This is a genomic window from Nocardioides gansuensis, from assembly GCF_003076135.1.
GTDB lineage: Bacteria > Actinomycetota > Actinomycetes > Propionibacteriales > Nocardioidaceae > Nocardioides > Nocardioides gansuensis.
The window spans coordinates 226867-251248 of sequence record NZ_QDGZ01000005.1 but is presented as its reverse complement, the minus strand read 5'-3'; the positions used below and the strand labels follow the sequence as shown (position 1 = coordinate 251248).

Genomic DNA, 24382 nt, shown 5'->3' with positions numbered 1-24382 from the left:
GCCCCCTGTCGATGTCACTGTCCCTGCGGTCGACCACCGCGTCGACCAGCCGAGCCGCTCTGACTGGCCGGGGGTGCGGCTGCACGTCGTCACCGGCAAGGGTGGCACCGGGAAGTCCACGGTCGCCGCCGCACTGGCCCTGGCCCTCGCGTCGACGGGGAAGAACGTGCTCCTCTGCGAGGTGGAGGGCCGCCAGGGCATCGCCCGGATGTTCGACGTCGAGCCGCTCCCCTACGAGGAGCGCCGGATCGCCAAGGGCCTGCCCGGCCCCGACGGCCGCACCGGGCAGGTCTACGCGCTCCACATCGACGCCGAGTCGGCCCTGCTGGAGTACCTCGCGATGTACTACAAGCTCGGCCGCGCGGGGAAGGCGCTCGACCGCTTCGGCGTGATCGACTTCGCCACCACGATCGCCCCCGGCGTGCGCGACGTGCTCCTGACCGGCAAGGTCTACGAGGCGGCCCAGCGCAACGCCCGCAACAAGGGCGCCACGCAGTACGACGCGATCGTGCTCGACGCCCCGCCGACCGGCCGGATCACCCAGTTCCTCAATGTCAATGGCGAGCTCGCCGGGATCGCCAAGGTCGGCCCGATCAAGTCGCAGGCCGACACGGTGATGACGCTGTTCCGCTCGCCTCGCACCGCGGTCCACCTGGTGACAGTGCTCGAGGAGATGCCGGTGCAGGAGACGGCGGACGGGATCCAGGACCTGCGTAGGGCCCACCTGCCCGTGGGTGGCGTCGTGGTCAACCTGGTCCGGCCCCGCGACCTCGGCGCGGCCGACCTCGAGGCCGTCCGCAAAGACATGCTCGACCGGGAGGCCGTCGCGGCCGACCTGGCGAAGGCCAAGCTCGACGTCGACCACGCCATGGTCGACTCGCTGCTCGCGGAGGCACGCGACCACGCGGAGCGACGGGCGCTGGAGGACTCGCAGCGCGAGGTGGTCGCCGGCCTCGACGTCCCGGCGTACGAGCTGCCGCGCCTCGCCGGCGGCGTCGACATCGGCGGTCTCTACGAACTGGCCGCGGCCCTCAAGGAACAGGGGTTGGCATGAGCAGGGGTGCCCCGCGCACGACCACGCACTCGCCCCGGCCGGGGCGGCCCCGCGTCGGGCCACTGGCGGCGACCGACGAGCGCGCTCCGCGCCTCGATGTCGACGCCCTGCTCGACGACCCCAGCACCGGCATCATCGTGTGCTGCGGATCGGGCGGCGTCGGCAAGACCACGACCTCGGCGGCCCTGGCGCTGCGCGCGGCCGAGAGGGGGCGCAGGGTCGTCGTGCTCACGATCGACCCCGCGCGCCGGCTCGCCCAGTCGATGGGCATCGAGGCGCTCGACAACACCCCCCGCCCGGTCAAGGGAGTGAACGGCTCCTCGGATGGTCCAGTGGAGTCGGACGGTCGAGCGGAGTCGGACGGTCGAGCGGAGTCGGACGGTCGAGCGGAGTCGGACGGTCGAGCGGAGTCGGACGGTCGAGCGGAGTCGGACGGTCGAGCGGAGTCGAGACCCGGCTCCCTCGACGCGATGATGCTCGACATGAAGAGCACCTTCGACGAGGTGGTGCTCAGCCAGGCCAGCCCCGAGAAGGCCGGCCTGATCCTGCAGAACCCCTTCTACGTCGCCCTCTCCACGTCGTTCGCCGGGACGCAGGAGTACATGGCGATGGAGAAGCTGGGCCAGATCCACGCCCACGCGCAGGAGCACGGCACCTACGACCTCATCGTCGTCGACACCCCGCCGTCCCGCTCGGCGCTGGACTTCCTCGACGCCCCGGAGCGGCTGTCGAGCTTCCTCGACGGCCGCTTCATCCGGCTCCTGCTGGCCCCTGCCAAGGGCCCGGCGCGGATCATGACCGCCGGCATGTCCCTGGTCACCCACGCGCTCACCCGGGTCCTGGGCACCCAGGTGCTCACGGACATGCAGACCTTCGTCGCGGCGTTCGACACCCTCTTCGGTGGCTTCCGCCAGCGGGCCCAGAAGACCTTCGCGCTGCTGCAGGCCGACGGTACGGCGTTCGTCGTCGTCGCCGCGCCGGAGCCGGACGCGCTCCGGGAGGCCGCTTACTTCGTGGAGCGCCTGACGGAGGACTCGATGCCCCTGGCCGGTCTGGTCGTCAACCGCGCCAGCCCGAGGCCCCTGAGCGACCTGTCAGCAGAGGAGGCCACGGCCGCGGCCGACCGGCTGCGGCGGGTCGCGCCGGACTCGACGACCGCCGGGCTGCTGAGACTGCACGCCGACCGGGTCCGCATCGTGGAGCGGGAGGTGCACCTGCGTGACCGGTTCGCGACCGCCCATCCGGGCGTCCCGACCGCGGTGGTGCCGGCGCTGTCGACAGACGTGCACGACCTCGACGGCCTGCGCGAGGTCGGCGAGCTGCTGGCGCGCAACGGCTCCTGAGCGCCGGCTGGTCGAGCGGAGTCGGCTGGTCGAGCGGAGTCGAGGCCTCACCGGTTGGTCGAGCGGAGTCGAGACCTCACCGGTTGGTCGAGCGAAGTCGAGACCCTCAGAGCGAGACGGGGGTCTGCTGGTCCCGGGCGGTCTCGAGGACCGTGCGCCACGAGGCGGCGGGCCGGCGGCGCAGCAGTGCCCGGCGCTCGCGCTCGGTCATGCCCCCCCAGACGCCCCACTCGATCTGGTTGTCCAGTGCCTCGGCAAGGCACTCGGTGCGGACGGCACAGCCACTGCACACCTGCTTGGCCTTGTTCTGCTCGGCGCCCCGTACGAAGAGCGCGTCGGGTGTCCCCGCCTGGCACGCTGCCCGAGTGGCCCAGTCTTCAACCCACATGATGTTCAACCCCGGATTCCCGGACCGGTCAGACGCCCCCATAGCGCCCAATTCATGTCCGTACTTGAACGGTAAACACTTGAGCCCCTCTCACACAGAGGCCATCGGGACCGAATCCGATGGCCCGAAGTGACTAGCCGCGGCCGCGCAGGCGTGCGGTCGCGATGCGGCCCAACCTCGGCGCTCCCGTACTCTGGAGGCCATGTCCAAGCCCGATGCCCCCCGGCCCGACGAGAGGCCGCAGTCGCGCAGGGTGCTGCAGCACCTCGGCGTGATGGCCGCAGTGTCCGCCGTGCTCGGCGTCCTGATGGCCGGCCTGGCGATCCCGTTCGCGGGCGTCCTCGGCGTCGCGGCCAAGGAGGTCAGCGAGGGGATGGTCAACCTCCCCGAGGAGCTGGAGGCGCAGGACCTCGCGCAGAAGACCCGGATCTACGACGTCAACGGCAACCTGATCGCCTCGCTCTACGACGAGAACCGGCTCAACGTCCCGCTCGCCCAGATCTCGCGGAAGATGGTCCAGGCGGTCGTCGCGATCGAGGACTACCGCTTCTACGAGCACGGAGCGCTCGACCTGAAGGGCACGCTGCGCGCGTTCATCACCAACCAGGCGGGCAGCGGCGCCGTCCAGGGCGGCTCGTCGATCACCCAGCAGATGGTCAAGCTGACCCTGCTCAGCCAGGCCCGGACGAAGGCGGAGCGCGAGGCCGCGACCGAGCGCACCTTCGCCCGCAAGATCCGCGAGCTGCGCTACGCCATCGCGTTCGAGAAGAACTACTCCAAGGACTGGATCCTCGAGCGCTACCTCAACATCGCCTACTTCGGCGACGGTGCGTACGGCGTGCAGTCGGCCGCGCGGCACTACTTCTCCAAGAACGCCAAGAACCTCAACGTGCTGCAGTCGGCGACGCTCGCCGGCCTGGTGAAGAACCCGGTCGGCTACGACCCGACCGAGTCGCCCGAGCGCGCCCTGGCCCGCCGCAACACGGTGCTGGCCCGGATGGCGCAGCTCGGCGTCATCCCGCAGGAGAAGGCCGACAAGCTCAAGGAGCGCCCGCTGGGCCTGCGGATGGAGAAGTCGCCCAACGGCTGCCAGCAGTCGCAGGCGCCGTTCTTCTGCGACTACGTCGTCAACTACCTGATGGAGGACGAGTCGCTCGGTGAGACCGCGAAGGAGCGCAAGCGCCTCCTGCTCACCGGCGGCCTGACCATCCACACCACGCTCGACCTCGACTTCCAGCAGGCGGCCGACCAGGCCGTTGCGGCCCACGTCAACCCGACCGACCAGGCCATCGGCGGGCTGGCGATGGTGGAGCCGCGCACCGGCAACGTCAAGGCCCTGGCCCAGTCCCGGCCGATGGGCAAGAACAAGCAGGCTGGCGAGACCTACCTGAACTACGTGGTGCCGGAGGAGTACGGCGACGCCAACGGCTTCCAGGCCGGCTCGACGTTCAAGGTGTTCGTCCTCGCGGCCGCGATCAACCAGGGGATCCCGCTCAGCCAGACCTTCGTCTCCCCGCCGTCGATCGAGATCCCGCAGAACGAGTTCGAGACCTGCGACGGCATGTACCCCGTCTACAGCCCCTGGCCGGTGTCCAACTCCACCGACTCGGGCACCTTCGACCTCTACAGCGGCACCCGGCTGTCGGTGAACACGTTCTACGCCCAGCTGGAGCGGGAGACCGGGCTGTGCGAGCCCTACGAGCTCGCCCGCCAGATGGGCATCCGCCTCGACGACCCCAACGACGAGCGGGTCCCGTCCTTCACCCTCGGGGTGGCCAACACCAACCCGCTCGAGATGGCCGAGGCCTACGCCACGTTCGCGGGCCGCGGCTACCACTGCGACGCCCGCCCGGTGACCCGGCTCGCGGACGCCAACGACAACACAGTGAAGGAATACCCCGAGACCTGCGAGCAGGTGATCCCCGGCGCCGTCGCCGACGCGGTCAACTCGGTGCTCCGGGGCGTGATGGAGCCCGGTGGCTTCGGGCAGAACATCGCCATCGACAAGCCGTCCGCCGGCAAGACCGGCACCATCAACCGCAACATGGCGGTGTGGTTCGTCGGCTACACCCCGCAGATCGCCACGGCCGCGATGGTCGCCGGGGCCAACTCGGAGGGCCACTGGGTGACCCTCAACGGGCAGACCGTCGGCGGCACCTACATCTCCGAGGCCTTCGGCTCCACCGTGGCCGGCCCGGTCTGGGGCGACGCGATGGCCGCGATCTCCGGCAGTCTCGACTACGTCGACTTCCAGGTGCCCGCGAGCGACGAGATCGCCGGCGTGCTGACCACCGTGCCGAGCGTGACCGGCATGACCCTCGAGCAGGCCCAGCAGACCCTCGAGGCCGCGGGCTTCGCAGCCTCGGTCGGCGGGAGCGTCAACTCCTCCATCGGCGCGGGCCTGGTCGCCTACACCTCCCCCGCCTCAGGTGAGTCGGTGAGCAGCGGCGACACGGTCACCATCTACCAGTCCACGGGCTACGTGCCCCCGCCGCCGCAGCCCGCGCAGCAGGGCGACGGCGACGGCGGCCCCGGTGGCGGTGGCGACGACGGAGACGGCGACGGGAACAGCGGCCGCGGCAACGGCAACGGCCGGGACAACGACTAGCCAGCCAGCTGCCGGCGCACTTCCGCGGCGACAGCGCCCCCGTCGGCCCGACCCCGGGTCTTGGCCGTGACGACGCCCATCACCTTGCCCATCGCCTTCATGCCCTCGCTCGCGGCACCGGTCTGCTCGATGGCCTCGGCCACGATCTCCGCGATCTCCTCCCCGGTGAGCTGCGCGGGCAGGTAGTCGGCCAGCACGGCGCCCTCGGCAGCCTCCTTGGCCGCCATCTCCGGCCGGCCGCCGTCCTCGAACGCGGTCGCGGCCTCGCGCCGCTTCTTCGCCTCGCTCGAGAGCACGCCGATGACCTCGTCGTCGGAGAGCTCGCGCGCCTCCTTGCCGGCGACCTCGGCGTTGGTGATCGCGGTGAGCACCATCCGCAGTGTCGAGGAGCGGACCTCGTCCCGGGCCTTCATGGCGGCGGTCAGGTCCTGGCGCAGGCGGTCCTTCAGAGCACTCATGCCGGCCATTGTGGCAGCCTTGGGCGGTGTCCCTCCTCCCGATCGCCCGCCGCACAGCCGGTGCCGGCCTCGCAGCCGGCGCCGCGGTCACGGCGTACGCCGCGTGGGAGGCCCGCGCCTACACGCTGCGGGAGGTGACCCTCCCCCTGCTCCCCGAGGACCACGCCCCCCTCAGGGTGCTGCACCTGAGCGACCTCCACATGACCCCGGGGCAGCGACGCAAGCAGGACTGGGTGCGTGACCTCGCAACGTGGGGCCCCGACCTCGTCATCGACACCGGCGACAACCTCGCCCACATGGAGGCGGTCGGACCGGTCCTCGACGCCCTGGGGCCGCTGCTGGACGCGCCCGGCGTCTACGTCCTGGGCTCGAACGACTACTTCGAGCCCGGCTTCCGCAACCCGTTCCTCTACCTCCTCCCCGACGACGGCCGTCGCCGCACCAAGGCCCCGCAGCTGCGCTGGCGGGAGCTGAAGGCGGAGCTCAGCCGCCGAGGTTGGCTCGACCTGACCAACACCCTGGGGTCGCTCGAGGTGGGGGGCACCAGGTTCGCGTTCGCGGGCGTCGACGACCCCCACCTGCGGTACGACGACCTCGGCGCCGTCGCCGGGCCCGCCGACCCCGGTGCCGACGTCCGTCTCGCCGTCACCCACGCGCCGTACCTGCGTGTCCTGGACCAGTTCGCCGCCGACGGCTACGACGCCGTGATCGCCGGCCACACGCACGGCGGCCAGGTCTGCCTGCCGGGTGGGCGGGCCCTGACCACCAACTGCGACATCGACCCCGCACGCGCCCGGGGGTTGCACCGCCACCCCGCCCACTCGCGGCCCGGCGACCCCGGCAGCAGCTGGCTGCACGTGTCCGCCGGCCTGGGCACCAACCCCTACGTGCGCCTGCGCCTCGCGTGCCGCCCCGAGGCGACGCTGCTGACGCTCACGCCGCGAGCCGCCGCTCCGCCGGCTTGAGCAGGAAGGCGGCGAGGTAGAGGACGCCGACGACCAGGAGCAGGTTGCGGTAGCCGGTCAGCAGCGCGGAGTACTCGAGGCAGCCGCCGACGATCGCGCCGAGCAGGTTGATGCCGAACGCCGCCTGGGAGCTGTCGGAGTCGGCGAACCGCTTCGCGAAGGCGATGTTGGCCAGGAAGACGGGCACGAAGCCGAGCAGGACGGCGACGCCGAGCCGCGGCCAGAAGGGGAGCCCGAGCAACGCGCTCGCCGGGACCGCCCACGCGATCGCCAGCGAGACCGCGATCAGCGCGAAGACGACCCGCAGTGGCGGCGTACGGAACCGGCGCGTGGTCTCGACGGCTGCCAGCACCACCAGGAGGACACCGCCGAACACCATCGCGTTGACGATCCAGGTGGTGCCGAACAGGTTGGCGAAGGTGGCGATGTTCTTGGTCTCCAGCAGCAGGAAGGCGGCGCCCATGCAGAAGAGGTCGGCGTAGGGGCGCATCTCGCGGAAGGGCCCGCCGAAGGCCCGCACGAGGAGGAGGGAGACGACGATGATGCCGGCGAGCGCCCAGAGGTAGACCGACGGCAGCAGCCCGCCCTGGTAGTAGAGGAACGGCGCGTTGTCGTCCGCCGGCTCCGGACCGGTCGCGGTGAGCGCCGCCGGCCCACAGTCCTGGTTGGCCTCGTCGCGGGCCACCGTCAGCACGGCGGTCGACTCCCCGAACAGGTCGATGCACGGCGAGTGCCCGAAGGCGGCGGTCGCGGTGCCGGCCAGACGGGCGACGAGCCAGTCCTCGCGGTAGTAGTTGTACATCGCGAAGACGCCCTCGTCGGTCAGCCGGTCCCGGGCCGCATCGAGGGCCTCACGGGTGAAGAGGAACGACTCCAGCCGGATCTGCGAAGCGCCGCTGACGAGCGCCAGCGAGTCGGGCAGCGCGAACAGGATCAGGTCATACCTCTCGTCCGTGCGCTCGAGGAACGCGCGCCCGTCGTCGACGTGCCGCGTCACGCGCGGGTCCTGGTAGGGCTCGTCGGGGTTGCCCTGCACTCCGATCTCGAGGATCCGGGGGTCGATGTCCACAGCGTCGACGTGCTGGGCGCCCTTGGCCAGGGCGATCGCGACGTCGGAGCCCGAGCCGGCGCCCACGACCAGCACGTTGCGGAGCGGGGAGTCGATCCGGCGCTCGTAGGGAGTCCGGTAGATCTCCGAGGCCCGGTCCAGCTTCCATGCTGCCGACGACATCGTCTGGTGCGGGATCCCGTTGACGGCGATGGCCGTGCGGTCGCCGTACTCGGCGTCGTGCTTCTGGGTCGTCGTCACCTTGTAGTACGGCGACCACGAGACCCCGGCCGCCGCGCTCTCGACCACCAGCGTCGCGACGATGACGACGCCCGCAGCGGCCGTCACCGCGCGCCACCGGTCCGCCATCAGCAACACCAGCCCGAGCGCCACGACGGTGCCCCACACCCACGACGGCGCCCAGAACCAGGCCAGCGCCGTGAAGCCGAGGATGCCGATCAGCGAGCCGACGAGGTCCCACCTGTACGACGTGAGCGGCGGCAGCTCGGCGAAGCAGCGGCCCACCACCTCGGCGGGACCGGCGAGCACCGCCGCCACCGCGAGGAAGATGATCGGCAGCATCAGCCACGCCGGCGGGCCTGTGGTCTCCAGGGCGGTGAAGAAGATGACGTCGTCCCCCGCGCGGTCGATGCTGACCGGCCAGGTCCGGACGACCACGACCAGGAGGGCCAGCAGGATCGGGGTCGCCGGGAAGACCGACCAGCTGCGCCGGGAGATCAGGAACCCGATGCCGATACCGAGGAAGGACCCCAGCAGCACGAAGTTGGTGAAGTAGGACAGGTGCACCACGTTCGCCCCGAGCCATCGGATCAGGGCGAGCTCCAGGAAGAGCATCAGGGCACTGCCCAGGACCAGCCGAGTCTCGGTCCGCACATCGTCTCCTCACGCCGTCGTCCCCTGATGATGCCCGATTTCGATCGGCCACGGCCGCTCCGGTATGCTCGCCCCTGCTCGTGACCGGTTCGCCGGCCCGGGTGGAATCGGGCTGTGGCGCAGCTTGGTAGCGCGCCTCGTTCGGGACGAGGAGGCCGCAGGTTCAAATCCTGTCAGCCCGACCAGGTGACCGGGTCGCACTCTTGGGTGCGGCCCGGTCCTCGTCTTCTGGCACACTTCCGCCCATGGCTGAGAAGGACCCCGACAGCGTCGAGCGGTCGCTCGAGCTGCCCTCGTTCGGATTCGGGCGCAAGAAGCGCCACCGCGGCGAGGAGCCGGTCACAGAGCCCGCCACCGACTCGGAGCCTCTCGCCGAGACCGCCCTGGAGCCTGACTCCGGCGGTGGCTCTGCAACCGTTTCTCGGCCCGAAACGGTTGCTGTCCCACCTCCGCTCGAGCCGGAGCCGGTCGCCGAGGAGCCGCCCGTCGAGCCGGAGCCGATTGCCGCGGCCGCCACGCCCGCGACGGCCCCCAAGCCCCCGCGCGAGCCACGGGAGTTCACGCTGCCCTCCCTGCCGCCGCTGCAGGCCACCATCGTCACCGGCGCGGTCGTCGGGGTGGTGGCCGTGGGACTCAACTTCGCCGCCCTCCAGGCGTGCGACCTGATCCGTGGCACCACATCCTGCGGCGGGCCCGGCGTCCTGCTGCTCGTGGCGATCCTGATCCTGATCACCTACGTCGGCGGCTGGCTGCTCCGCGGCTTCCACGTCGAGGACGCCGGCAGCACGGCCTTCCTCGCGGTCGGCCTGCTCACGGTCGTGGTGATGCTGTTCCTGGTCGACGCGCTGTTCTCGTGGTGGATGCTGATCGTCATCCCGGTGCTGGCCGTCGCCGCCTTCGTGGCGTCGTGGACGCTCACGACGTCGTTCGCCGACGTCGACGTGGAGTAGCGCCTCAGCGCGCCGCGACCAGCTCCGCGATCTGCACGGTGTTGAGGGCGGCACCCTTGCGCAGGTTGTCGTTGCTGATGAACAGCGCGAGGCCACGGTCGTCGTCGACGCCCGGGTCGCGGCGCAGCCGCCCGACGTACGACGGGTCCTTGCCGGCCGCCTTGAGCGGCGTCGGGACCTCGTCGAGCTCGACACCGGGCGCCGTGGCGAGCAGCTCGCGGGCGCGCTCGGGCGGCATCGGCCGTTCGAACTCCGCGTTGACCGCCAGCGAGTGGCCGGTGAAGACCGGCACGCGCACGCAGAGCCCGGAGACGCGCAGGTCGGGGAGGCCGAGGATCTTGCGCGATTCGTTGCGCAGCTTCTGCTCCTCGTCGGTCTCGTTGAGGCCGTCGTCGACGACCGAGCCCGCCATCGGGAGCACGTTGTAGGCGATGGGCTCGACATACTTCACCGGCTCGGGGAAGGCCACCGCGGAGCCGTCGTAGGCCAGCTCGCGGGCCTTGTCGCCGGCCGCGGCCACGCCGTTGGCCAGCTCGTCGACACCGGCGATGCCGGAGCCGGAGACCGCCTGGTAGGACGACACGATCAGCCGCACCAGGCCGGCCTCGTCGTGCAGCGGCTTGAGGACGGGCATCGCGGCCATCGTCGTGCAGTTGGGGTTGGCGATGATCCCCTGGCCGGCTGCGAGCACCGGCTCGATGGCCTCGGGGTTGACCTCGCTCACCACGAGCGGGATCTCCGGGTCCCTCCGGAACGCCGAGGAGTTGTCGATGACGATGACGCCCTTCTCGGCCCAGGCGGGCGCGAGGGCACGCGAGGTCGTCGCGCCGGCGGAGAAGATCGCGATGTCCAGGCCCGTGGGGTCGGCGGTCGACGCGTCCTCGACGGTGACCTCGCGGTCGCCGAACGGCAGCACCGTGCCGGCCGAGCGGGCGGAGGCGAAGAAGCGCACCTCGTCGACGGGGAAGTTGCGCTCGAGCAGGATCTCGCGGACGGCGACGCCGACCTGGCCGGTCGCCCCGACCACACCGATGTTGACCATCAGCGTCCCGTCCCGCCGTACACGACCGCCTCGATCTCCTCGGCGTCGAGGTCGAAGGCCGTGTGCGTGGCCTTGACGGCCTCGTCCACGTCCTTCTCGTCGACGACGACGGAGATCCGGATCTCGGAGGTGGAGATCATCTCGATGTTGACCCCGGCGGCGGCGAGCGAGGCGAAGAACTTCGCGGTGATGCCCGGGTGGGAGCGCATGCCGGCGCCGATCAGGCTGATCTTGCCGATCTTGTCGTCGTAGAGGAGCTTCTCGTAGCCGACCTCGCCCTGGATGCGCGCCAGCGCCGTCATCGCGGTCTGACCGTCGGTGCGGGGCAAGGTGAAGGAGATGTCCGTGAGGCTCGTGGCCGCCGCGGAGATGTTCTGCACGATCATGTCGAGGTTGATCTGCGCCTCGGCCAGCGCCTCGAAGATGCGCGCCGCCTCGCCGACCTTGTCGGGGACGCCGACCACCGTGATCTTCGCTTCGCTGCGGTCGTGCGCGACGCCGGCGATGATGGCCTGTTCCATGGTGCCTCCCTCGGTCGGGTCGTCGACGACCCAGGTGCCTGTGAGCTGGCTGAAAGACGAGCGGACGTGGATCGGGATGCCGTAGCGGCGGCCGTACTCCACGCAGCGCAGGTGGAGGATCTTCGCGCCGCACGCGGCGAGCTCGAGCATCTCCTCGTAGGAGACGCGGTCGAGCTTGCGGGCGGCGGGGACGATCCGCGGGTCGGCGGTGAAGACGCCGTCGACGTCGGTGTAGATCTCGCACACGTCGGCCTCGAGGGCCGCCGCGAGCGCGACGGCCGTCGTGTCGGTGCCGCCGCGACCCAACGTGGTGATCTCCTTGGTGTCCGCGCTGACGCCCTGGAAGCCGGCCACGATGACGACGTGGCCCTCCCCGATGGCGTCGCGGATGCGGCCGGGCGTGACGTCGATGATCTTCGCCTTGCCGTGCACGGCGTCGGTGATGACACCGGCCTGCGAGCCGGTGAACGAACGCGCCGTGTAGCCCAGGTCGGAGATCGCCATCGCGACGAGCGCCATCGAGATGCGCTCACCCGCGGTGAGCAGCATGTCCATCTCCCGCGCCGGGGGGAGCGGGCTCACGCCGGCCGCGAGGTCGAGCAGCTCGTCGGTGGTGTCCCCCATGGCGGAGACGGCCACGACGACGTCGTGACCGGCCTTCTTGACCTCGACGATGCGACGGGCGACCCGCTTGATGGCGTCGGCGTCGGCGAGCGAGGAGCCGCCGTACTTCTGCACGACAATGCCCACGATTGGTCCCTCGGAGAGTCGATGCGGTGATGGCGGCGCCGTTGCCGCCCGTCCGAGGTCCTGAGTCTACCGGGGCGGCGGGGCCGGCTCCTCCGGCATCTCAGAGCCGAGCATCTCGTCGACCGCGGCCACCACCTCGGCCTCGGCCTCGAAGTCGGTGTCGAAGCGGTCGTGCGCCACCACCGTGATCAGGGCGTTGAGCGCGGCGCCGGCGAGGTTGCCCCAGTTGTTGACGTAGGAGAACTGCCACCACCACAGCGCCTCGTCGATGTTGCCGAGCTTGTAGTGGCGCAGCCCGTTGTCGAGGTCGGTCGCGATCGAGGCCAGGTCGTCGGAGAGCTGGCTGGTGACGACCTCCGGGACGTAGGGGTCGAAGACGAAGGTGTAGGTGTCGACGCCGCCCAGCATCTGAGCCAGCCGCAGCCGCAGCTCGTCGGTGTCGGCCTCCGGCCCGACGTCGGGCTGGTATTCCTCCCGCGGCTCGAAGTCGAGCTGGGCGCCCAGGCGGGCGCCGGCGAGCAGCACCTGGCTGATCTCGAGCAGGAGCAGCGAGATCGCCTCCGACCCGTTGCCCTCTGCCGCGATCGCCCGCAGGGCGATCAGGAAGCTCTCGACCTGGTCCGCGATCTGTCCGGCGAACTCGTCGATCTCGGGCGCGGTCGGCCCGGGGGTGGGCTCAGTCATCGGCTGACCTCCTTCCTGCGAATGCCCTGCCAAGGGTGACCTCGTCTGCATACTCCAGGTCACCGCCTACCGGCAGTCCACTCGCCAAACGCGTCACGCGCAACCCGAGCGGCTTGAGCATCCGGGTGAGGTACGTCGCGGTGGCCTCGCCCTCGAGGTTGGGATCCGTGGCCAGGATGACCTCGGTGACGGCGCCGTCGGCCAGCCGCACCATCAGCTCGCGGATGTGCAGCTGCTCCGGACCGATGCCGTCGATGGGCGAGATCGCGCCACCGAGCACGTGGTAGCGGCCGCGGAACTCCCGGGTGCGCTCGATCGCGACGACGTCCTTGTACTCCTCGACCACGCACAGCACGCTCGGGTCGCGCCGGGGGTCCTGGCAGATCCGGCACTGCTCGCTCTGCGACACGTTGAAGCAGATCGAGCAGAACTTCACCTTGTCCTTGACCTCCATCAGCACGTCGGCGAGGCGGCGTACGTCGGCGGGGTCGGCCTGCAGCAGGTGGAACGCGATGCGCTGGGCGCTCTTCGGACCGACACCCGGCAGCCTGCCGAGCTCGTCGATCAGGTCCTGGACGATTCCCTCGTACAACGTGGTCCGCTCAGCCCAGTCCGGGCAGGCCGCCGCCGGGCGCGCCGCCGCCCAGCCCGCCCGCCAACGGACCCATCGCTTCGGCGGCGAGCGCGTCGGCCTTGGCCTTGGCGTCGCGGTACGCGGCGACGATCATGTCGGCCAGGTCGGCCAGGTCGTCGGCCTCGTTGCCGTCGAACTCGCCGGCCTTGATCTCGACGCCGACCAGCTCGCCGACGCCGTTGACCGTCACGGTGACGGCACCGCCGGCGACGATGCCGTCGATGCGCTCGTCGTGGAGGCGCGCCTGCGCGTCCTCGAGCTGCTGCTGCATCTGCTGGGCCTGCTGCAGCAACGCGTTCATGTCGAAGCCGCCACCTCCGGAGAGGGCCTCGAACGGGTTCTGGGTCATGGTCACAACCTCTTCACGGGGGGCTTGGGGTCCTGGGGTGCCTCGGTCATCGGTGGTCGATCTCCTCGATCACCTCGGCGCCGAGCGCCTGCTGGAGCAGCGCGGCGCTGTCGAGGCCGGCCGTCTCGGCGTCGGGGTCGTCGGGACTGGCCTCCGCGTCGGCGAGCGCGCGCGGGTCGGGGCCGTCGTCGGCCGGCGACGACTGCTGGGAGGCGGCTGCCATGGCTTCCCGGGCCGCCGCGATGCCCGTCACCGGGGCGTTGCCGCCTGCGCCGGGAGCGGGGGGCGCCTCGCCGGTCGCCCAGCCCGGCGGCTCGGCCGGCGGTGGTGCCGCTGACCCCTGGGGCGGGGCAGGCGTCGACGAGGAGGACGGCTCCGACGCCCAGCCGGGCGGCTCGGCCGGCGCCTGCTGGGACGGGCCTGGACGCTCCCGGAGCTCGGTCTGCGGCGCCGGCGCCTCGGGACCCGGCTGGCTCGGAGTCGAGGGCTTGGTGACGACGGGTCGCTCGGCGTCGGCGGCACCGGGGTCGACGATCGTCTCGATGCGCCAGTCATGGCCGACGACGTCGATCGCGCTCTGCCGGACGATCTCGTCGCAGCCGCTCTGCGTGAACGACCCGCGCGCGCCGGCGTTGGCGAAGCCGATCGTGAGCGTGCGGGCGTCGACCGAGACGACCTGGGCGCCCTGCGACAGGATCATCGACACCAGACGGCGGTGGCGCTTGGTCTGCTCCACGATGTCGGGCCACAGGCGCCGCACGTCCACCAGCGAGAGGGTGGACCCTCCCGACGTCGAGGCCGGGGTGGCCTCGGCCGCAGACCCCGTGGCCGGCGTAGCCGGGGCGGATGCAGCCGGGGTCGGCGCGGCCGCCGGGGCCGGCGAGGTTTGGGGGGCCGGTGCGGTCTCCGGGGCCGGTGCGGGCGCCGTGGACGGAGCGGGCGCCGAAGACGGAGCGGGACCCGGAGTCGGAGCAGCGGCCGCCGGCGCCGTGGGCGCAGGCGTGGGGGGAGCCACCGGCGGAGCAGGCCGGACGGGTGCCGTGGCAGGGGCGCCGCCGGTCACGTCCATCCGTCGCTCGAGCCGCTCCAGCCGGGCCATCACGCCGTCGCTGGTGTGGTCCGCGCCGGGCAGCAGGACGCGCGCGCAGATGAGCTCGAGCAGCAGCCGCGGCGCCGTCGCGCCACGCATCTCGGTCAGCCCCGCCGCCACGATGTCGGCGGCCCGGCTCAGCTCGATCGCGCCGAACCGCGCGGCCTGGGCGACGAGCCGCTCCCCCGCGTCCTCGGCGACATCGATGAGGCCGCTCGCGGGGGCCTCGGGCACGGCGGCGACGATCACCAGGTCGCGGAGCCGGCGCAGCAGGTCCTCGGTGAAGCGGCGGGGGTCCTGACCGGTCTCGACGACCTTGTCGACGACGCCGAAGACCGCGCCGCCGTCGCGGGCGGCGAAGGCGTCGACCACCTCGTCGAGGAGCGTCTCGGGGGTGAAGCCGAGCAGCCCGGTCGCGAGCGCGTGCGTCACCCCGTCGGGCCCGGCCCCGCCGATGAGCTGGTCGAGCACGGAGAGCGTGTCCCGCGCAGAGCCGCCACCCGCTCGTACGACGAGGGGCAGGGCGGCGGGCTCGATGGCCACGCCCTCCTGCTCGCACAGCTGGCCGAGGTAGTCCGACAGCAGTCGCGGCGGGATCAGGCGGAAGGGGTAGTGGTGGGTGCGCGACCGGATCGTCGGCAGCACCTTGTCGGGCTCGGTCGTGGCGAAGATGAAGCGCAGGTGCGGCGGCGGCTCCTCGACCAGCTTGAGCAGGGCGTTGAAGCCCTGCGTGGAGACCATGTGGGCCTCGTCGATGATGTAGATCTTGTACTTGTCGCGCACCGGCGCGAAGAACGCCTTCTCCCGGAGGTCGCGCGCGTCGTCGACGCCGCCGTGGGAGGCGGCGTCGATCTCGATGACGTCGATCGAACCACCACCGCCTCGGGCCAGGTCGCGGCAGCTGTCGCACTCGCCGCAGGGATCGGCGATCGGCCCCCGGGCACAGTTGAGCGAACGGGCCAGGATGCGCGCCGAGGTGGTCTTGCCGCAGCCGCGCGGACCGGAGAAGAGGTAGGCGTGGTTGACCCGGTCGTTCGCGAGCGCGGCTCGCAGCGGCTCCGTGACGTGGTCCTGACCGATGACCTCGGCGAACGTCTCGGGCCGGTAGCGGCGGTACAGCGCGAGGGGTGACTCCACGACTGCACCCTAACGACCCGTTCCGACACCGCACACCGGCGAGCCCGCAGTCCTGTGGTGACTGGCGCCCGGGAGGCGGTCGGGGGCATGAAAAGGCCCCCCGCGCACCCGACAGAGCTCACTTACCCTTGCTGCCTTCCGGCCCTGGGGGAGTTGGGCGAGATGCCGCCACACGGGGGGTTGCCGCAGAGTCTAGGTGAGCCCCGACGACGGGCCAAAGCGGCCCCCGCACCACCCGGCGTACGACCGGATTTCACCGGCCGGGAACGCGACCGGTACCCTCCTCCGCGGAGGTATCGCCTAGTGGCCTATGGCGCTCGCTTGGAAAGCGGGTTGGGTTAACAGCCCTCGGGGGTTCGAATCCCCCTACCTCCGCCATCGGGAACAGGTCGCTGACCTGCGAGAACGCCGCTCCCCCAGTCATCCTGGCCGGAGCGGCGTTCTGCCTTTCCTGGCGTGATGGTCTCAACGGTGGTCTCATCTGGCGCGTCCAAGTTCGGGTCCCTGTTCTGTTGAAACCTTGGGCGCGGCGTCGTTCTGTTAGCGACTCAGAAGGCGGGCGCGGACTGCTCTGTATGTTGGCCCTGGCGACGTGCCTCAAGCACCGCGTCTCGTAGCCGGTCCCGAGCCATCCCCAGGCACGCGTACACCGCACCTCGTGCCACCGACAGACCGAGCACCTGCGTCGGCGCCTTGACCTCTGGAGCGGTCGCAAGGCTCTTGTCGAGCCGTCTTCGTACCTCGGGAAGGACTTCGTCGACGAGCGGCCGCAACCGACCCACGAAAAAGACCGACCCCGGGTCCAGGGTCACGGCTACGGCACTGACAGCAGTCACCATCGCCGTGGTGAACGCATCCAGTACGTCGGCGCGCGACACCTCCTCGTGCGGGTGCAGCCACAGATCGTCGATGCGCTCCAGGTCGAGTCCCCGCCCTCGAGCAAACCGAAGAAGACCGCTCGTGCTCAACAGCCCATCGAGAACCTCGTTGCCCACCCCAGAGAAGAGCACACCAATATCGCCGAAGGCAGGCGTACGCCGCCGGAGGAGCTCTCGATCTATGCAGCTCGCAAAGCTCAGGCTGCTGCTCATGCTGAAGAGCGCGGCATCCTCGAGAGTGGCGTCATCGGTGAGGATCTCGAGCAAGGATGCATTGGCGTCACTGTCGAGGAGCACGGGCGCGTTGACCAGGTCAGCAAGCGCTCGCTGGAGACCGGGGCCCGCGAAGACCTTCATCGACTCCGCTGGACCGAAGATCTCCGTGCCGCCCAGTACACGGCCGGGCACCGCGACAACGACCTGGCGCAATGGCCCCTCTGCGGACTTGCTGGCCTCCGCCATCAAGCCGACCAGCCACTCCGCGGCGTTCCTGACCTCCTGGTGGTCCACGGTGGGCACGATGACGTGTCGGAGCTCGCGGCCCCTCAGGTCGGCTACAAGGACACAGGTGGTGCGCATCCCAAAGCTGATACCCACGACGTGCCCCATCGTGCCGGGCACGTCCAGATAGGTGGACCGGCGGCCGCGACCGGTGACCTCATCGACTCCGCCGTTGACGACGCATCCATCCGCCCGAAGCTCCTCGACCGCTCGAGACACCGTGGACTTGCTAAAGCCCGTCAGCTCGATGAGCTCGATGCGCGTCAAGGGCGCCCGAGAGAGCAGTACATCAAGGACCGACGCCTTGTTGTAGTCGCGTGAAGTGGGGTTGCCGGTCACCTCACGACCATACCGAGCCCACTGCGTCGACCGAGCCGATTACGGCCTGGACGTGACGACCGACGGGCTACAGGGAGTGACATGAATTTGTTCCTCGGACCGGCCATTCTGTCCTCGACTCATCTGTCATTCACTCGGAAGACCGGGGGTCGAAGATCACGGCACTGCGCATGGTGTCACCGAGTTCGAAGACGCCGGTGACGTAGTTGTCGCTCTGCTCATCCACGACCACGTTGTACGGGCTGTAGTCACCGTGGATCACGTGCGTTTCAAGCTCCCCAGCGTCCTCGTCACTACCCATCCGGTCCGTACGGACCGGATGGGTAGTGGAAGTCATGGGTCTACCTCAGGATCTTCGAATCCGTGGACAGCGCGCCCGCGCCCAGACCCCACCGGTCCAGGGTCGCCTGGTACGCCGGGCCGTCGATCAGGCTCTGCATCGCCGCATGGAGCGCAGGGGTGAGCGGCGAGTCCTTTTCCAGACCGAGGGCCACGATGTCATCGCCCTCCTCCTTCTGGTACTGCGGCGAGACCAGCTCGAAGGACTGCGGCTGCTGCTTGGCCGCCCACGCCAGCTGCGAGGTGTCGGAGAAGACGCCGTCCAGCCGCTTGGCCGCCAGCTGGGTCAGCGCGGCCTGCACGTTGCCCAGGACGACGCCCTCGACCGGCTCCTGTCCGGCTGCCTCACAGTCCTCGGAGATCAGGGGGAGGTAGTCCTGCTGCTGCGAGCTGCCGGTGATCACGGCGATCTTCTTGCCGCAGATGGACTCATCGGCCAGGCTCAGCTCCAGCGGGTTGCCCGTCTCGACGATCAGGGACGACCCGGCCTCCCAGTAGGTGATCATGTCCAGGACCTTCAGCCGCTCCTGCGTGGGGGTCATGTTGGTGGCGGTGAAGTCGTAACGACCGGAGGCGATCCCCGGGATCACGTTGTCCCAGGGCACGTTCTTGACCTCGACGTCGAGCCCGAGCTTCTTGCCCAGCAGCGTGGCGATGTCGACGTTGTAGCCGATCGGGGTCTTGTTGTCCTCGGCAAGGAACGACGTGGGGGGAACGTGCAGGTCCGCCGCCATGGTGATCACGCCGGCCTTCTTGATATCCGCGGGCAACAGGTCTACTGCGGCCGGGTCAGGCTTCACGTCCGCCGCGATGTCGGCGAAGTCGCCCCTGGCGCCCGACGCCTCGTCGCTCGCCTCGGAACTGGTGCCGCCACAGGCGCTGGTCGCCAGGAGCAGGGAACCGATCCCTGCCGCGGTGAGAACTTTCCACTTGCTCATGCTCTTTGTCTCCTAGAGTGAAGTGCCGAGACGTGTCAGTGTCGGCTGGAAGTGATGCGTCGATAAGTGATGCGTCGATCGGGGTTCGATCGACGCACCATCGGGAGTCGTTCAGATCAGCTCGTGACGGGGTTCCGGAGTTGCGCGAGGACGTCCGCCAGGGGTACGTCCATGGCCCGGCCCACGTTGGTCCAGTCATCCTTGGCGTGGGCCAGGAGGTAGTCGCGCCGTTCTGGTACTCGCTCCGCGCGCCAGTTGGTGATCAGCGCGCGCAGGGTGAGCCGTGCCATCGCGGCAACCGGCAGCAGCGGTAGTTCCAGATCCTTGATCGGCCGCGCCCTTTCGTAGCCAGCAACGAAGGCAAAGGCATCCCGCCAGGGCTGATCCGGCGTCCGGCCGAGAAGGTTCGCCAGGGCCACTGCGGGGTCGAAGATCACGGCACTGCGCATGGTGTCACCGAAGTCGATAACGCCGGTGACGTAGTTGTCGCTCTGTTGATCGACGACCACGTTGTACGGGCTGTAGTCACCGTGGATCACTTGCGTCTCCAGGTCTTTCAGCCTCGGGACGATGGTTGCCTCGAACAGCCGGAACACCTCTTCAGCCAACTGACGGTGCTCGGCGTTCGGCGTGTGCTCGACGAGCTCGGTCAGCTGGTGGAAGTGCCGTATGTCCCACACCAACCCCCGTCGGTCCGCCGGGTGCGCAAACGCCTCGAGCGCCACGTCGATACGGCCGAGCATCTCGCCCACCTTGGCGAGCTGCTCGCCGTCCGGGCTCGTCTGAGCCCAGACCGCGCCTTCCACGAAGTTGAACACTCGCAGGACTCGAGGCCTGCCGTCGTCAGTCACGATGACCACGTTGTCGCGTCCGTCGACGGTGAGCTTCACCCGTTGGACAGGCAGTTCCGGAGCGTTGGCTTCGAGGAAGCGCATCGCGGCGGTCTGCAACCCGACAACCGCGTGTGCCTCATCAGGTGGCGAAACCTTCACGAGGTAGGCGGTCGACTCGGTTCTGAGTCTGAAGGTGTCGTCCTTCTCCGTCGGCACAGGCTGGAGGCGTCCGGTGAGGTGGTAGTCGTTTTCGAGGAGGCTGCCCACCAGCTCCACGTCGATGGGCACATGAGACGACGCCAGGCCACTTTCCGCGAAGAGCCGCTGAGCCGGACTCAAGGGTGGTGAGGCGTTCACTGTCAGTCCCTTCAGCCAGCCTGCAGGCGGTCCTTCGCGACCTCGGCGAAGGTCTCCAGGAAGCGGGTCACGTCGGCGGAGGTGAAGGCCAGTGGCGGACGGATCTTCAGCACGTTGTTTCCCTTTGCGGTACCGCTGATGAGGACTCGACGATGGCGCATGTCGTTGATGACGTCCTCGGCTCGTGCCCGGTCGGGCTCGAGCGACTCGGGGTCCTGGACGATCTCCACAGCGACGTACAGACCGCTGCCGCGCACTTCCGCGACGTACGGCGAGCCGTGCGTGATCCCCTCTAGGCCGGCGCGCAGAGCCGTGCCGTTCTCGAGGACGCGCTGCTGCACGTTCTCCTCCTCGAAGACGTCCAGCACCGCGGCCCCGGCCGCCACCGGGATCGAGCTGCCGGCGAAGGTGTTGAAGTAGCGCACGTTCCGTCCGAACTCCTCGCAGACCTCGGGACGGAAGACCACACCCGAGATCGGCAGCCCGTTGCCCATCGGCTTGCCCATGGTGACGATGTCCGGCACCACTCCGTGCCGGCTGAAGCCCCACATCGAATCCCCGAGCCGGGCGAATCCCGACTGCACCTCGTCCGCGATGTAGACACCGCCCGCCGCATGGACCTCCTCCACGACGCCCGTCATGTAGCCGACCGGGTCCGTGAAGATCCCGTCACTGCTGTAGGCACAGTCGGTGACCAGCGCCGCGAGCCGGTAGCCGTGGCGCTCGAGGTCATCGATCGCGTCGCGCACCTGCTTGCGCATGTGCTCGGCCAGCGTGGATCCGGGCGCCGCGAGTCGTGGGTCAGGAGGGTCGATGAGTCGGACGTTCGGTCCCAGCGGGGAACCCTTGCCCAGAGTCGGCGAGAAGCTCGCAACTTCGCGGGTGAGGCCGTGGTAGGCCCACCGGGTCACGATGATTCCCTCACCACCGGTGTGGTACCTCGCCACCCGCACCGCGAGGTCGTTGGCCTCCGACCCGCTGCAGGCCAGGCTCAGCTTGGACAATCCCTCGGGGAATGTCGCCAGCAGCCGCTCGGCGTAGTCGACCAGGGACTCCTGGACGTAGCGGGTGTTGGTGTTGACCGCCGCCATCTGCTTGGAGACCGCCTCGACCACCCGGGGATGGGCGTGTCCCACGCACGGAACGTTGTTGTAGGCGTCGAGGTAGTCGTTCCCGTCGCGGTCGATCAAGTGAGCTCCGTGACCGGAGACGAACTCCACCGGCTCCCTGTAGTTCAGCGCGTAGCCAGGACCGAGCACCTCGTTCCGCCGGCGGATGGTCTCCTGGAGGTGCTCGGGCAGCGCGCTCAGCACACTTGGGTCGAACCGGTTGGGGTAGCTCTCGAGCGCTCGACTGAGGCTGGAAGGCATCGTGAGGTTCCTTGTCGTGTTCAGTCGGTGGACGAATCTCCGGCGGCCGCCCCGCCTGGGCTGGTGCGGTCGGTTCAGATGCCGAGCATCGTGTTGAGCTCGTCCAGCGACTTCACCACCGTGAGGCCGTAGCCCGGCGGCACCGGGTCGTAGCCACGGTCCAGCAGCACCAGGTTGCGGAAGCCCATGTCGTGCATCGGCAGCGGGTCATAGCGGGTGTGCGACGACACGTGCACGAAGTCGTCCGGCTTGGCGTCCAGCTGGTCGAGCATGTACTCGAACGCGGCGTACCGAGGCTTGTAGTAGCCCGCCTGCTCAGCGGTGAAGACGGCGTGGAAGTCCGCACCCAGCCGCGGGACGCTCTCCTCGAGGAAGGAGCCGTCGGCGTTGGAGAGAATGACGAGCTTGTAGTGCTCGCCCATCTTCTTCAGCGGCGCCGGGACGTCCGGGTGGGGGCCCCAGCTCCGGACGCCGTCGGCGAACCGCTTCCCCGCGGTGGGATCCGACTCGATCCCCCACTTGCGGCAGACCCGGTCGAAGGCGTCCTGCAGCACCTGCTCGTAGGGGTAGTACTCACCCAACACCTGGTCGTAGCGGTAGCCGCGGAACTCGGCGACGAACTGGTCCCAATCCTCGGCGGGGATCTGGTCGCCGACCAGTTCCTTGGTGATCGGGGTCATCGGCCAGCTGATCAGGGTGCCGTAGCAGTCGAACGAGACGTACTTCGGGCGAAACGTGGGGGTGCTCATGATGGGTGCCTTTCGATCAGTGTGCTCTGGTAACAGACCTTCTCGCTGGCTAGAACGATACTAGATTTCGTCCCAGTTGCAAACTGGGTCTTGAACGCTATGTAGGTGCAAGTGAATGGGATCGAAGTCGGCTGAGCGTGCTCGACGTCACTGGCGAGGCACTGGCAACTACACGCTGGAGAAGAACGACTGTCTTGTGACGAGAAGCGTCGCTGCACGACACAGCCCTCGGGGGTTCGCACCCCCGCACCCCCTACCTCCACCAGCCGGACCGCACGACGCGGCGCCGTCCGACACGTCCGGCCCCTGCGGCGAGTCACCCTGGACGCCCTCGCGTATCGGACATCTTCGCCGTGGGTACCGCATGAGCATGAGCAACCTGATGTCCGGGGCCATGACGGCGACCCCACTCCAGAAGGCCGCGCTCGCGGTCGGAGCCGTCTTCGCGCTTGTCGGCGTCCTCGGCTTCGTGCCGGGCATCACCACCAACTACGGCGACCTCGAGCTCGCCGGCCACGAGTCGGGCGCCCAGCTGCTCGGCGTGTTCGACGTGTCGATCCTGCACAACGTCGTGCACCTGCTGTTCGGAGCCGCGGCGTTCGCGCTCGCCCGCACGTGGGAGGGGGCGCGGGCCTACCTCGTCGGCGGCGGCGGCCTCTACCTGCTGCTCGCCCTGTACGGCGCGCTGATCGACCGCAACACCGCGGCCAACTTCCTGCCCGTCGACATCGCGGACAACTGGCTGCACGTGGTCCTCGGCGTCGGCATGGTGGCCCTCGGCGTCCTGCTGTCGCGCGGGCGTGAAACGGTCGGCCGCCGGGTCTGAGGCGAGGCCGGCTGCGGACAAATCCTGTCCGCCCTGGTCCCTAGGGTGGGGCCATGGACATGAAGCTGGAGCTTGTGGGTGTGCCGGTCACCGACGTCGACCGGGCCAAGGCGTTCTACCTCGCGGTGGGCTTCCACGCGGACCACGACCACACGGTCAGCGACAACGTCAGGTTCGTGCAGATGACACCGCCGGGATCGGCGTGCTCGATCGCCTTCGGCAAGGGCATCACCACCATGACGCCCGGGTCGCTGGACAACCTGCAGATGGTCGTTGCGGACGCGGACGCGGTCCGGGCGGAGCTGGTCGCCCGGGGAGTCGAGGTCAGCGACGTCGACGAGCAGCCGTGGGGACGTTTCGTCTACTTCAGCGACCCGGACGGCAACGGCTGGGCGCTGCAGCAGCTCCCCGAGTGGTCGGCCGGCGCCGGGGGCGATGGCGACCAGCCCACGCCGTGATCGCGGCCGGAGACCTCTCGTGAGCACGGCACGGACCTATCCCGAAGGTGTGACCTCGTGGATCGAGCTCGAGCACCGGGATCTCGCCGGCGCCCAGGCGTTCTACTCCGGCCTGTTCGGCTGGACCTTCGACGACGTCACCTCGCCCGGCCAGCAGTCCCGCCACCTCGTCGCGCGGCTGGACGGTCAGGACGTCGCCGGCCTGGCAGGCCCGACCACCCCGGGCGAGGTCGGGGACCCGGGATGGCAGACCTTCGTCGCCGTCGACGACGTAGGCAGGGCACTCGCCCGGGTCGAAGCCGCCGGTGGGCGGACCGTGCGCGGACCGGATGAGGCAGGGCAGCACGGCTGGACCGCAGCCTGCACCGACTCGTCCGGCGTCCCGTTCCGACTGAGGCAGGCAGGACTCCGCGCCGGCGCCCAGCTCACCAATGCCCCCGGCGCCTGGAACTTCAGCGACCTGCACACGGACGACCCGGAGGGATCAGCCGCCTTCTACGCCGACGTGTTCGGGTGGGCCTTCGCCGACCTGGGGTTCGCCACCATGATCCGGCGCCCGGGCTACGGCGACCACCTCGCCGCCACGTCCGACCCGGACATCCATGCCCGGCAGTCCGGCGTCTCCGTCCCGGCCGGCTTCGCCGACGCCATCGGCTGGCTGGTCCGCGCCGAGCCCGGCGAGCAGCCCCACTGGCACGTCACCTTCACCGTCGCCGACCGCGACGACGCCGTCGACGCCGTCGTGCGCCTCGGGGGCGCCGTGCTCCGGCGTACGGACTCCGACTGGACTCGCGAGGCGCTGGTGCGGGACCCCCAGGGCGCCGTCTTCTCGGTCAGCCAGTTCACGCCGCCCGGCGGGGACGGGTAGGGCGGCGGCTG

At 69.9% G+C, this 24382-nt stretch carries 23 protein-coding genes, 2 tRNA genes and 1 other RNA gene; 10 read left to right on the top strand and 16 right to left on the bottom strand.

The genetic code is table 11. The annotated features are described in order from the left end of the window. Positions 1-73: 73 nt before the first annotated feature. Positions 74-1054 carry an ATPase BagA gene (bagA, locus tag DDE18_RS13030; protein ID WP_116572876.1) on the top strand — a complete coding sequence of 327 codons (981 nt, stop codon included), beginning with the start codon at positions 74-76 and terminating at the stop codon, positions 1052-1054. Beyond that, positions 1051-2397: an ArsA family ATPase gene (locus DDE18_RS13025; RefSeq protein ID WP_116572694.1), complete on the top strand. Its 1347-nt coding sequence runs from the start codon at positions 1051-1053 to the stop codon at positions 2395-2397. Before bagA ends, DDE18_RS13025 begins: the two co-directional genes overlap by 4 nt. A 106-nt stretch (positions 2398-2503) precedes the next feature. Here DDE18_RS13025 and DDE18_RS13020 read toward each other — a convergent pair whose 3' ends face one another. Next, positions 2504-2785 carry a WhiB family transcriptional regulator gene (locus tag DDE18_RS13020; protein WP_170313282.1) on the bottom strand — a complete coding sequence of 94 codons (282 nt, stop codon included), beginning with the start codon at positions 2783-2785 and terminating at the stop codon, positions 2504-2506. A gap of 202 nt (positions 2786-2987) precedes the next feature. Between DDE18_RS13020 and DDE18_RS13015 the strand changes: the two genes are divergently transcribed. Next, on the top strand, positions 2988-5393 hold the full coding sequence (locus DDE18_RS13015) for a transglycosylase domain-containing protein (RefSeq protein ID WP_165821145.1): 2406 nt from the start codon (positions 2988-2990) through the stop codon (positions 5391-5393). Here the strand turns inward: DDE18_RS13015 and DDE18_RS13010 are convergent. Then, a complete protein-coding gene (locus tag DDE18_RS13010; RefSeq protein WP_116572874.1) occupies positions 5390-5851 on the bottom strand; it encodes a GatB/YqeY domain-containing protein in 462 nt (153 codons plus the stop codon). The genes DDE18_RS13015 and DDE18_RS13010 overlap by 4 nt on opposite strands. Positions 5852-5877: 26 nt before the next feature. Between DDE18_RS13010 and DDE18_RS13005 the strand changes: the two genes are divergently transcribed. Then, positions 5878-6816 carry a metallophosphoesterase gene (locus DDE18_RS13005; protein WP_116572692.1) on the top strand — a complete coding sequence of 313 codons (939 nt, stop codon included), beginning with the start codon at positions 5878-5880 and terminating at the stop codon, positions 6814-6816. Here DDE18_RS13005 and DDE18_RS13000 read toward each other — a convergent pair. Beyond that, complete coding sequence (locus DDE18_RS13000) at positions 6785-8758, bottom strand: spermine/spermidine synthase domain-containing protein (protein ID WP_211754537.1); 1974 nt, start codon at positions 8756-8758, stop codon at positions 6785-6787. The genes DDE18_RS13005 and DDE18_RS13000 overlap by 32 nt on opposite strands. 108 nt (positions 8759-8866) lie before the next feature. Here DDE18_RS13000 and DDE18_RS12995 point away from each other — a divergent pair. Together DDE18_RS12995 and DDE18_RS12990 are read left to right on the top strand one after the other, a co-directional pair. Next, a tRNA-Pro gene (locus tag DDE18_RS12995) sits at positions 8867-8943 on the top strand. Positions 8944-9003: 60 nt separating this feature from the next. Next, a complete protein-coding gene (locus DDE18_RS12990; RefSeq protein ID WP_116572691.1) occupies positions 9004-9708 on the top strand; it encodes a hypothetical protein in 705 nt (234 codons plus the stop codon). A 4-nt stretch (positions 9709-9712) separates the two neighbouring features. Here DDE18_RS12990 and DDE18_RS12985 read toward each other — a convergent pair whose 3' ends face one another. The 7 genes from DDE18_RS12985 to ffs all read right to left on the bottom strand — a co-directional run bounded on the left by DDE18_RS12985 (position 9713) and on the right by ffs (position 16097). Continuing rightward, on the bottom strand, positions 9713-10750 hold the full coding sequence (locus DDE18_RS12985) for an aspartate-semialdehyde dehydrogenase (RefSeq protein WP_116572690.1): 1038 nt from the start codon (positions 10748-10750) through the stop codon (positions 9713-9715). After that, the gene (locus DDE18_RS12980; RefSeq protein WP_116572689.1) at positions 10750-12021 is read right to left on the bottom strand and encodes an aspartate kinase; all 1272 of its coding nucleotides are present in this window, start codon (positions 12019-12021) and stop codon (positions 10750-10752) included. The genes DDE18_RS12985 and DDE18_RS12980 overlap by 1 nt, the downstream gene beginning before the upstream one ends. Before the next feature lie 66 nt (positions 12022-12087). Beyond that, positions 12088-12705 (bottom strand): DUF5063 domain-containing protein, encoded by a 618-nt coding sequence (locus DDE18_RS12975; RefSeq protein WP_116572688.1) that lies wholly within the window; start codon positions 12703-12705, stop codon positions 12088-12090. Continuing rightward, positions 12698-13297, bottom strand: coding sequence for a recombination mediator RecR (gene recR, locus DDE18_RS12970; protein ID WP_116572687.1), 600 nt, complete (start codon positions 13295-13297; stop codon positions 12698-12700). The genes DDE18_RS12975 and recR overlap by 8 nt, the downstream gene beginning before the upstream one ends. A 10-nt stretch (positions 13298-13307) precedes the next feature. After that, positions 13308-13688, bottom strand: a complete 381-nt coding sequence (locus DDE18_RS12965; protein WP_116572872.1) for a YbaB/EbfC family nucleoid-associated protein — start codon at positions 13686-13688, stop codon at positions 13308-13310. A 46-nt stretch (positions 13689-13734) separates the two neighbouring features. Further along, positions 13735-15915: a DNA polymerase III subunit gamma and tau gene (locus DDE18_RS12960; RefSeq protein WP_116572686.1), complete on the bottom strand. Its 2181-nt coding sequence runs from the start codon at positions 15913-15915 to the stop codon at positions 13735-13737. 91 nt (positions 15916-16006) lie between these two features. Further along, positions 16007-16097, bottom strand: an RNA gene (gene ffs, locus DDE18_RS12955) — signal recognition particle sRNA small type. 107 nt (positions 16098-16204) lie between these two features. Between ffs and DDE18_RS12950 the strand changes: the two genes are divergently transcribed. Beyond that, positions 16205-16293 (top strand) — tRNA-Ser (locus DDE18_RS12950). 170 nt (positions 16294-16463) lie between these two features. Here the strand turns inward: DDE18_RS12950 and DDE18_RS12945 are convergent. From DDE18_RS12945 to DDE18_RS12920, 6 genes are all read right to left on the bottom strand, one after another. After that, complete coding sequence (locus tag DDE18_RS12945) at positions 16464-17633, bottom strand: ROK family transcriptional regulator (protein WP_116572685.1); 1170 nt, start codon at positions 17631-17633, stop codon at positions 16464-16466. Positions 17634-17763: 130 nt separating this feature from the next. Continuing rightward, positions 17764-17970 carry a phosphotransferase gene (locus DDE18_RS12940; RefSeq protein WP_116572684.1) on the bottom strand — a complete coding sequence of 69 codons (207 nt, stop codon included), beginning with the start codon at positions 17968-17970 and terminating at the stop codon, positions 17764-17766. Positions 17971-17974: 4 nt separating this feature from the next. Next, a complete protein-coding gene (locus DDE18_RS12935; protein ID WP_116572683.1) occupies positions 17975-18910 on the bottom strand; it encodes an ABC transporter substrate-binding protein in 936 nt (311 codons plus the stop codon). A gap of 116 nt (positions 18911-19026) precedes the next feature. After that, complete coding sequence (locus tag DDE18_RS12930) at positions 19027-20031, bottom strand: phosphotransferase (RefSeq protein WP_211754536.1); 1005 nt, start codon at positions 20029-20031, stop codon at positions 19027-19029. An 80-nt stretch (positions 20032-20111) separates the two neighbouring features. After that, positions 20112-21470, bottom strand: coding sequence for an aspartate aminotransferase family protein (locus tag DDE18_RS12925; RefSeq protein WP_116572681.1), 1359 nt, complete (start codon positions 21468-21470; stop codon positions 20112-20114). A gap of 74 nt (positions 21471-21544) precedes the next feature. Further along, complete coding sequence (locus tag DDE18_RS12920) at positions 21545-22219, bottom strand: haloacid dehalogenase type II (protein ID WP_116572680.1); 675 nt, start codon at positions 22217-22219, stop codon at positions 21545-21547. Between the two features lie 370 nt (positions 22220-22589). On the opposite strand from DDE18_RS12920, the gene DDE18_RS12915 reads away from it, so the two are divergent. Genes DDE18_RS12915 through DDE18_RS12905 form a run of 3 tightly spaced genes read left to right on the top strand, consistent with a single transcriptional unit; the run spans position 22590 to position 24371 of the window. Then, complete coding sequence (locus DDE18_RS12915) at positions 22590-23045, top strand: DUF4383 domain-containing protein (protein WP_245916667.1); 456 nt, start codon at positions 22590-22592, stop codon at positions 23043-23045. Positions 23046-23098: 53 nt separating this feature from the next. Then, on the top strand, positions 23099-23503 hold the full coding sequence (locus tag DDE18_RS12910; RefSeq protein WP_116572679.1) for a VOC family protein: 405 nt from the start codon (positions 23099-23101) through the stop codon (positions 23501-23503). A 19-nt stretch (positions 23504-23522) separates the two neighbouring features. Continuing rightward, entirely contained in the window at positions 23523-24371 is an 849-nt protein-coding gene (locus tag DDE18_RS12905) for a VOC family protein (protein ID WP_116572678.1), read from the top strand. The last annotated feature ends 11 nt before the right edge of the window (positions 24372-24382 follow it).

Excerpts from the sequence above, each read along its gene's own strand:
- DDE18_RS12910 (WP_116572679.1), top strand. The coding sequence starts at position 23,099 with ATGGACATGAAGCTGGAGCTTGTGGGTGTGCCGGTCACCGACGTCGAC.
- DDE18_RS12990 (WP_116572691.1), top strand. The coding sequence starts at position 9,004 with ATGGCTGAGAAGGACCCCGACAGCGTCGAGCGGTCGCTCGAGCTGCCC.
- DDE18_RS12975 (WP_116572688.1), bottom strand. The coding sequence starts at position 12,705 with ATGACTGAGCCCACCCCCGGGCCGACCGCGCCCGAGATCGACGAGTTC.
- DDE18_RS12915 (WP_245916667.1), top strand. The coding sequence starts at position 22,590 with ATGAGCAACCTGATGTCCGGGGCCATGACGGCGACCCCACTCCAGAAG.
- DDE18_RS12925 (WP_116572681.1), bottom strand. The coding sequence starts at position 21,470 with ATGCCTTCCAGCCTCAGTCGAGCGCTCGAGAGCTACCCCAACCGGTTC.
- DDE18_RS13010 (WP_116572874.1), bottom strand. The coding sequence starts at position 5,851 with ATGAGTGCTCTGAAGGACCGCCTGCGCCAGGACCTGACCGCCGCCATG.
- DDE18_RS12935 (WP_116572683.1), bottom strand. The coding sequence starts at position 18,910 with ATGAGCAAGTGGAAAGTTCTCACCGCGGCAGGGATCGGTTCCCTGCTC.
- DDE18_RS12920 (WP_116572680.1), bottom strand. The coding sequence starts at position 22,219 with ATGAGCACCCCCACGTTTCGCCCGAAGTACGTCTCGTTCGACTGCTAC.
- DDE18_RS13015 (WP_165821145.1), top strand. The coding sequence starts at position 2,988 with ATGTCCAAGCCCGATGCCCCCCGGCCCGACGAGAGGCCGCAGTCGCGC.
- DDE18_RS12965 (WP_116572872.1), bottom strand. The coding sequence starts at position 13,688 with ATGACCCAGAACCCGTTCGAGGCCCTCTCCGGAGGTGGCGGCTTCGAC.
- DDE18_RS12985 (WP_116572690.1), bottom strand. The coding sequence starts at position 10,750 with ATGGTCAACATCGGTGTGGTCGGGGCGACCGGCCAGGTCGGCGTCGCC.
- DDE18_RS12940 (WP_116572684.1), bottom strand. The coding sequence starts at position 17,970 with ATGACTTCCACTACCCATCCGGTCCGTACGGACCGGATGGGTAGTGAC.
- DDE18_RS13020 (WP_170313282.1), bottom strand. The coding sequence starts at position 2,785 with ATGTGGGTTGAAGACTGGGCCACTCGGGCAGCGTGCCAGGCGGGGACA.
- DDE18_RS13025 (WP_116572694.1), top strand. The coding sequence starts at position 1,051 with ATGAGCAGGGGTGCCCCGCGCACGACCACGCACTCGCCCCGGCCGGGG.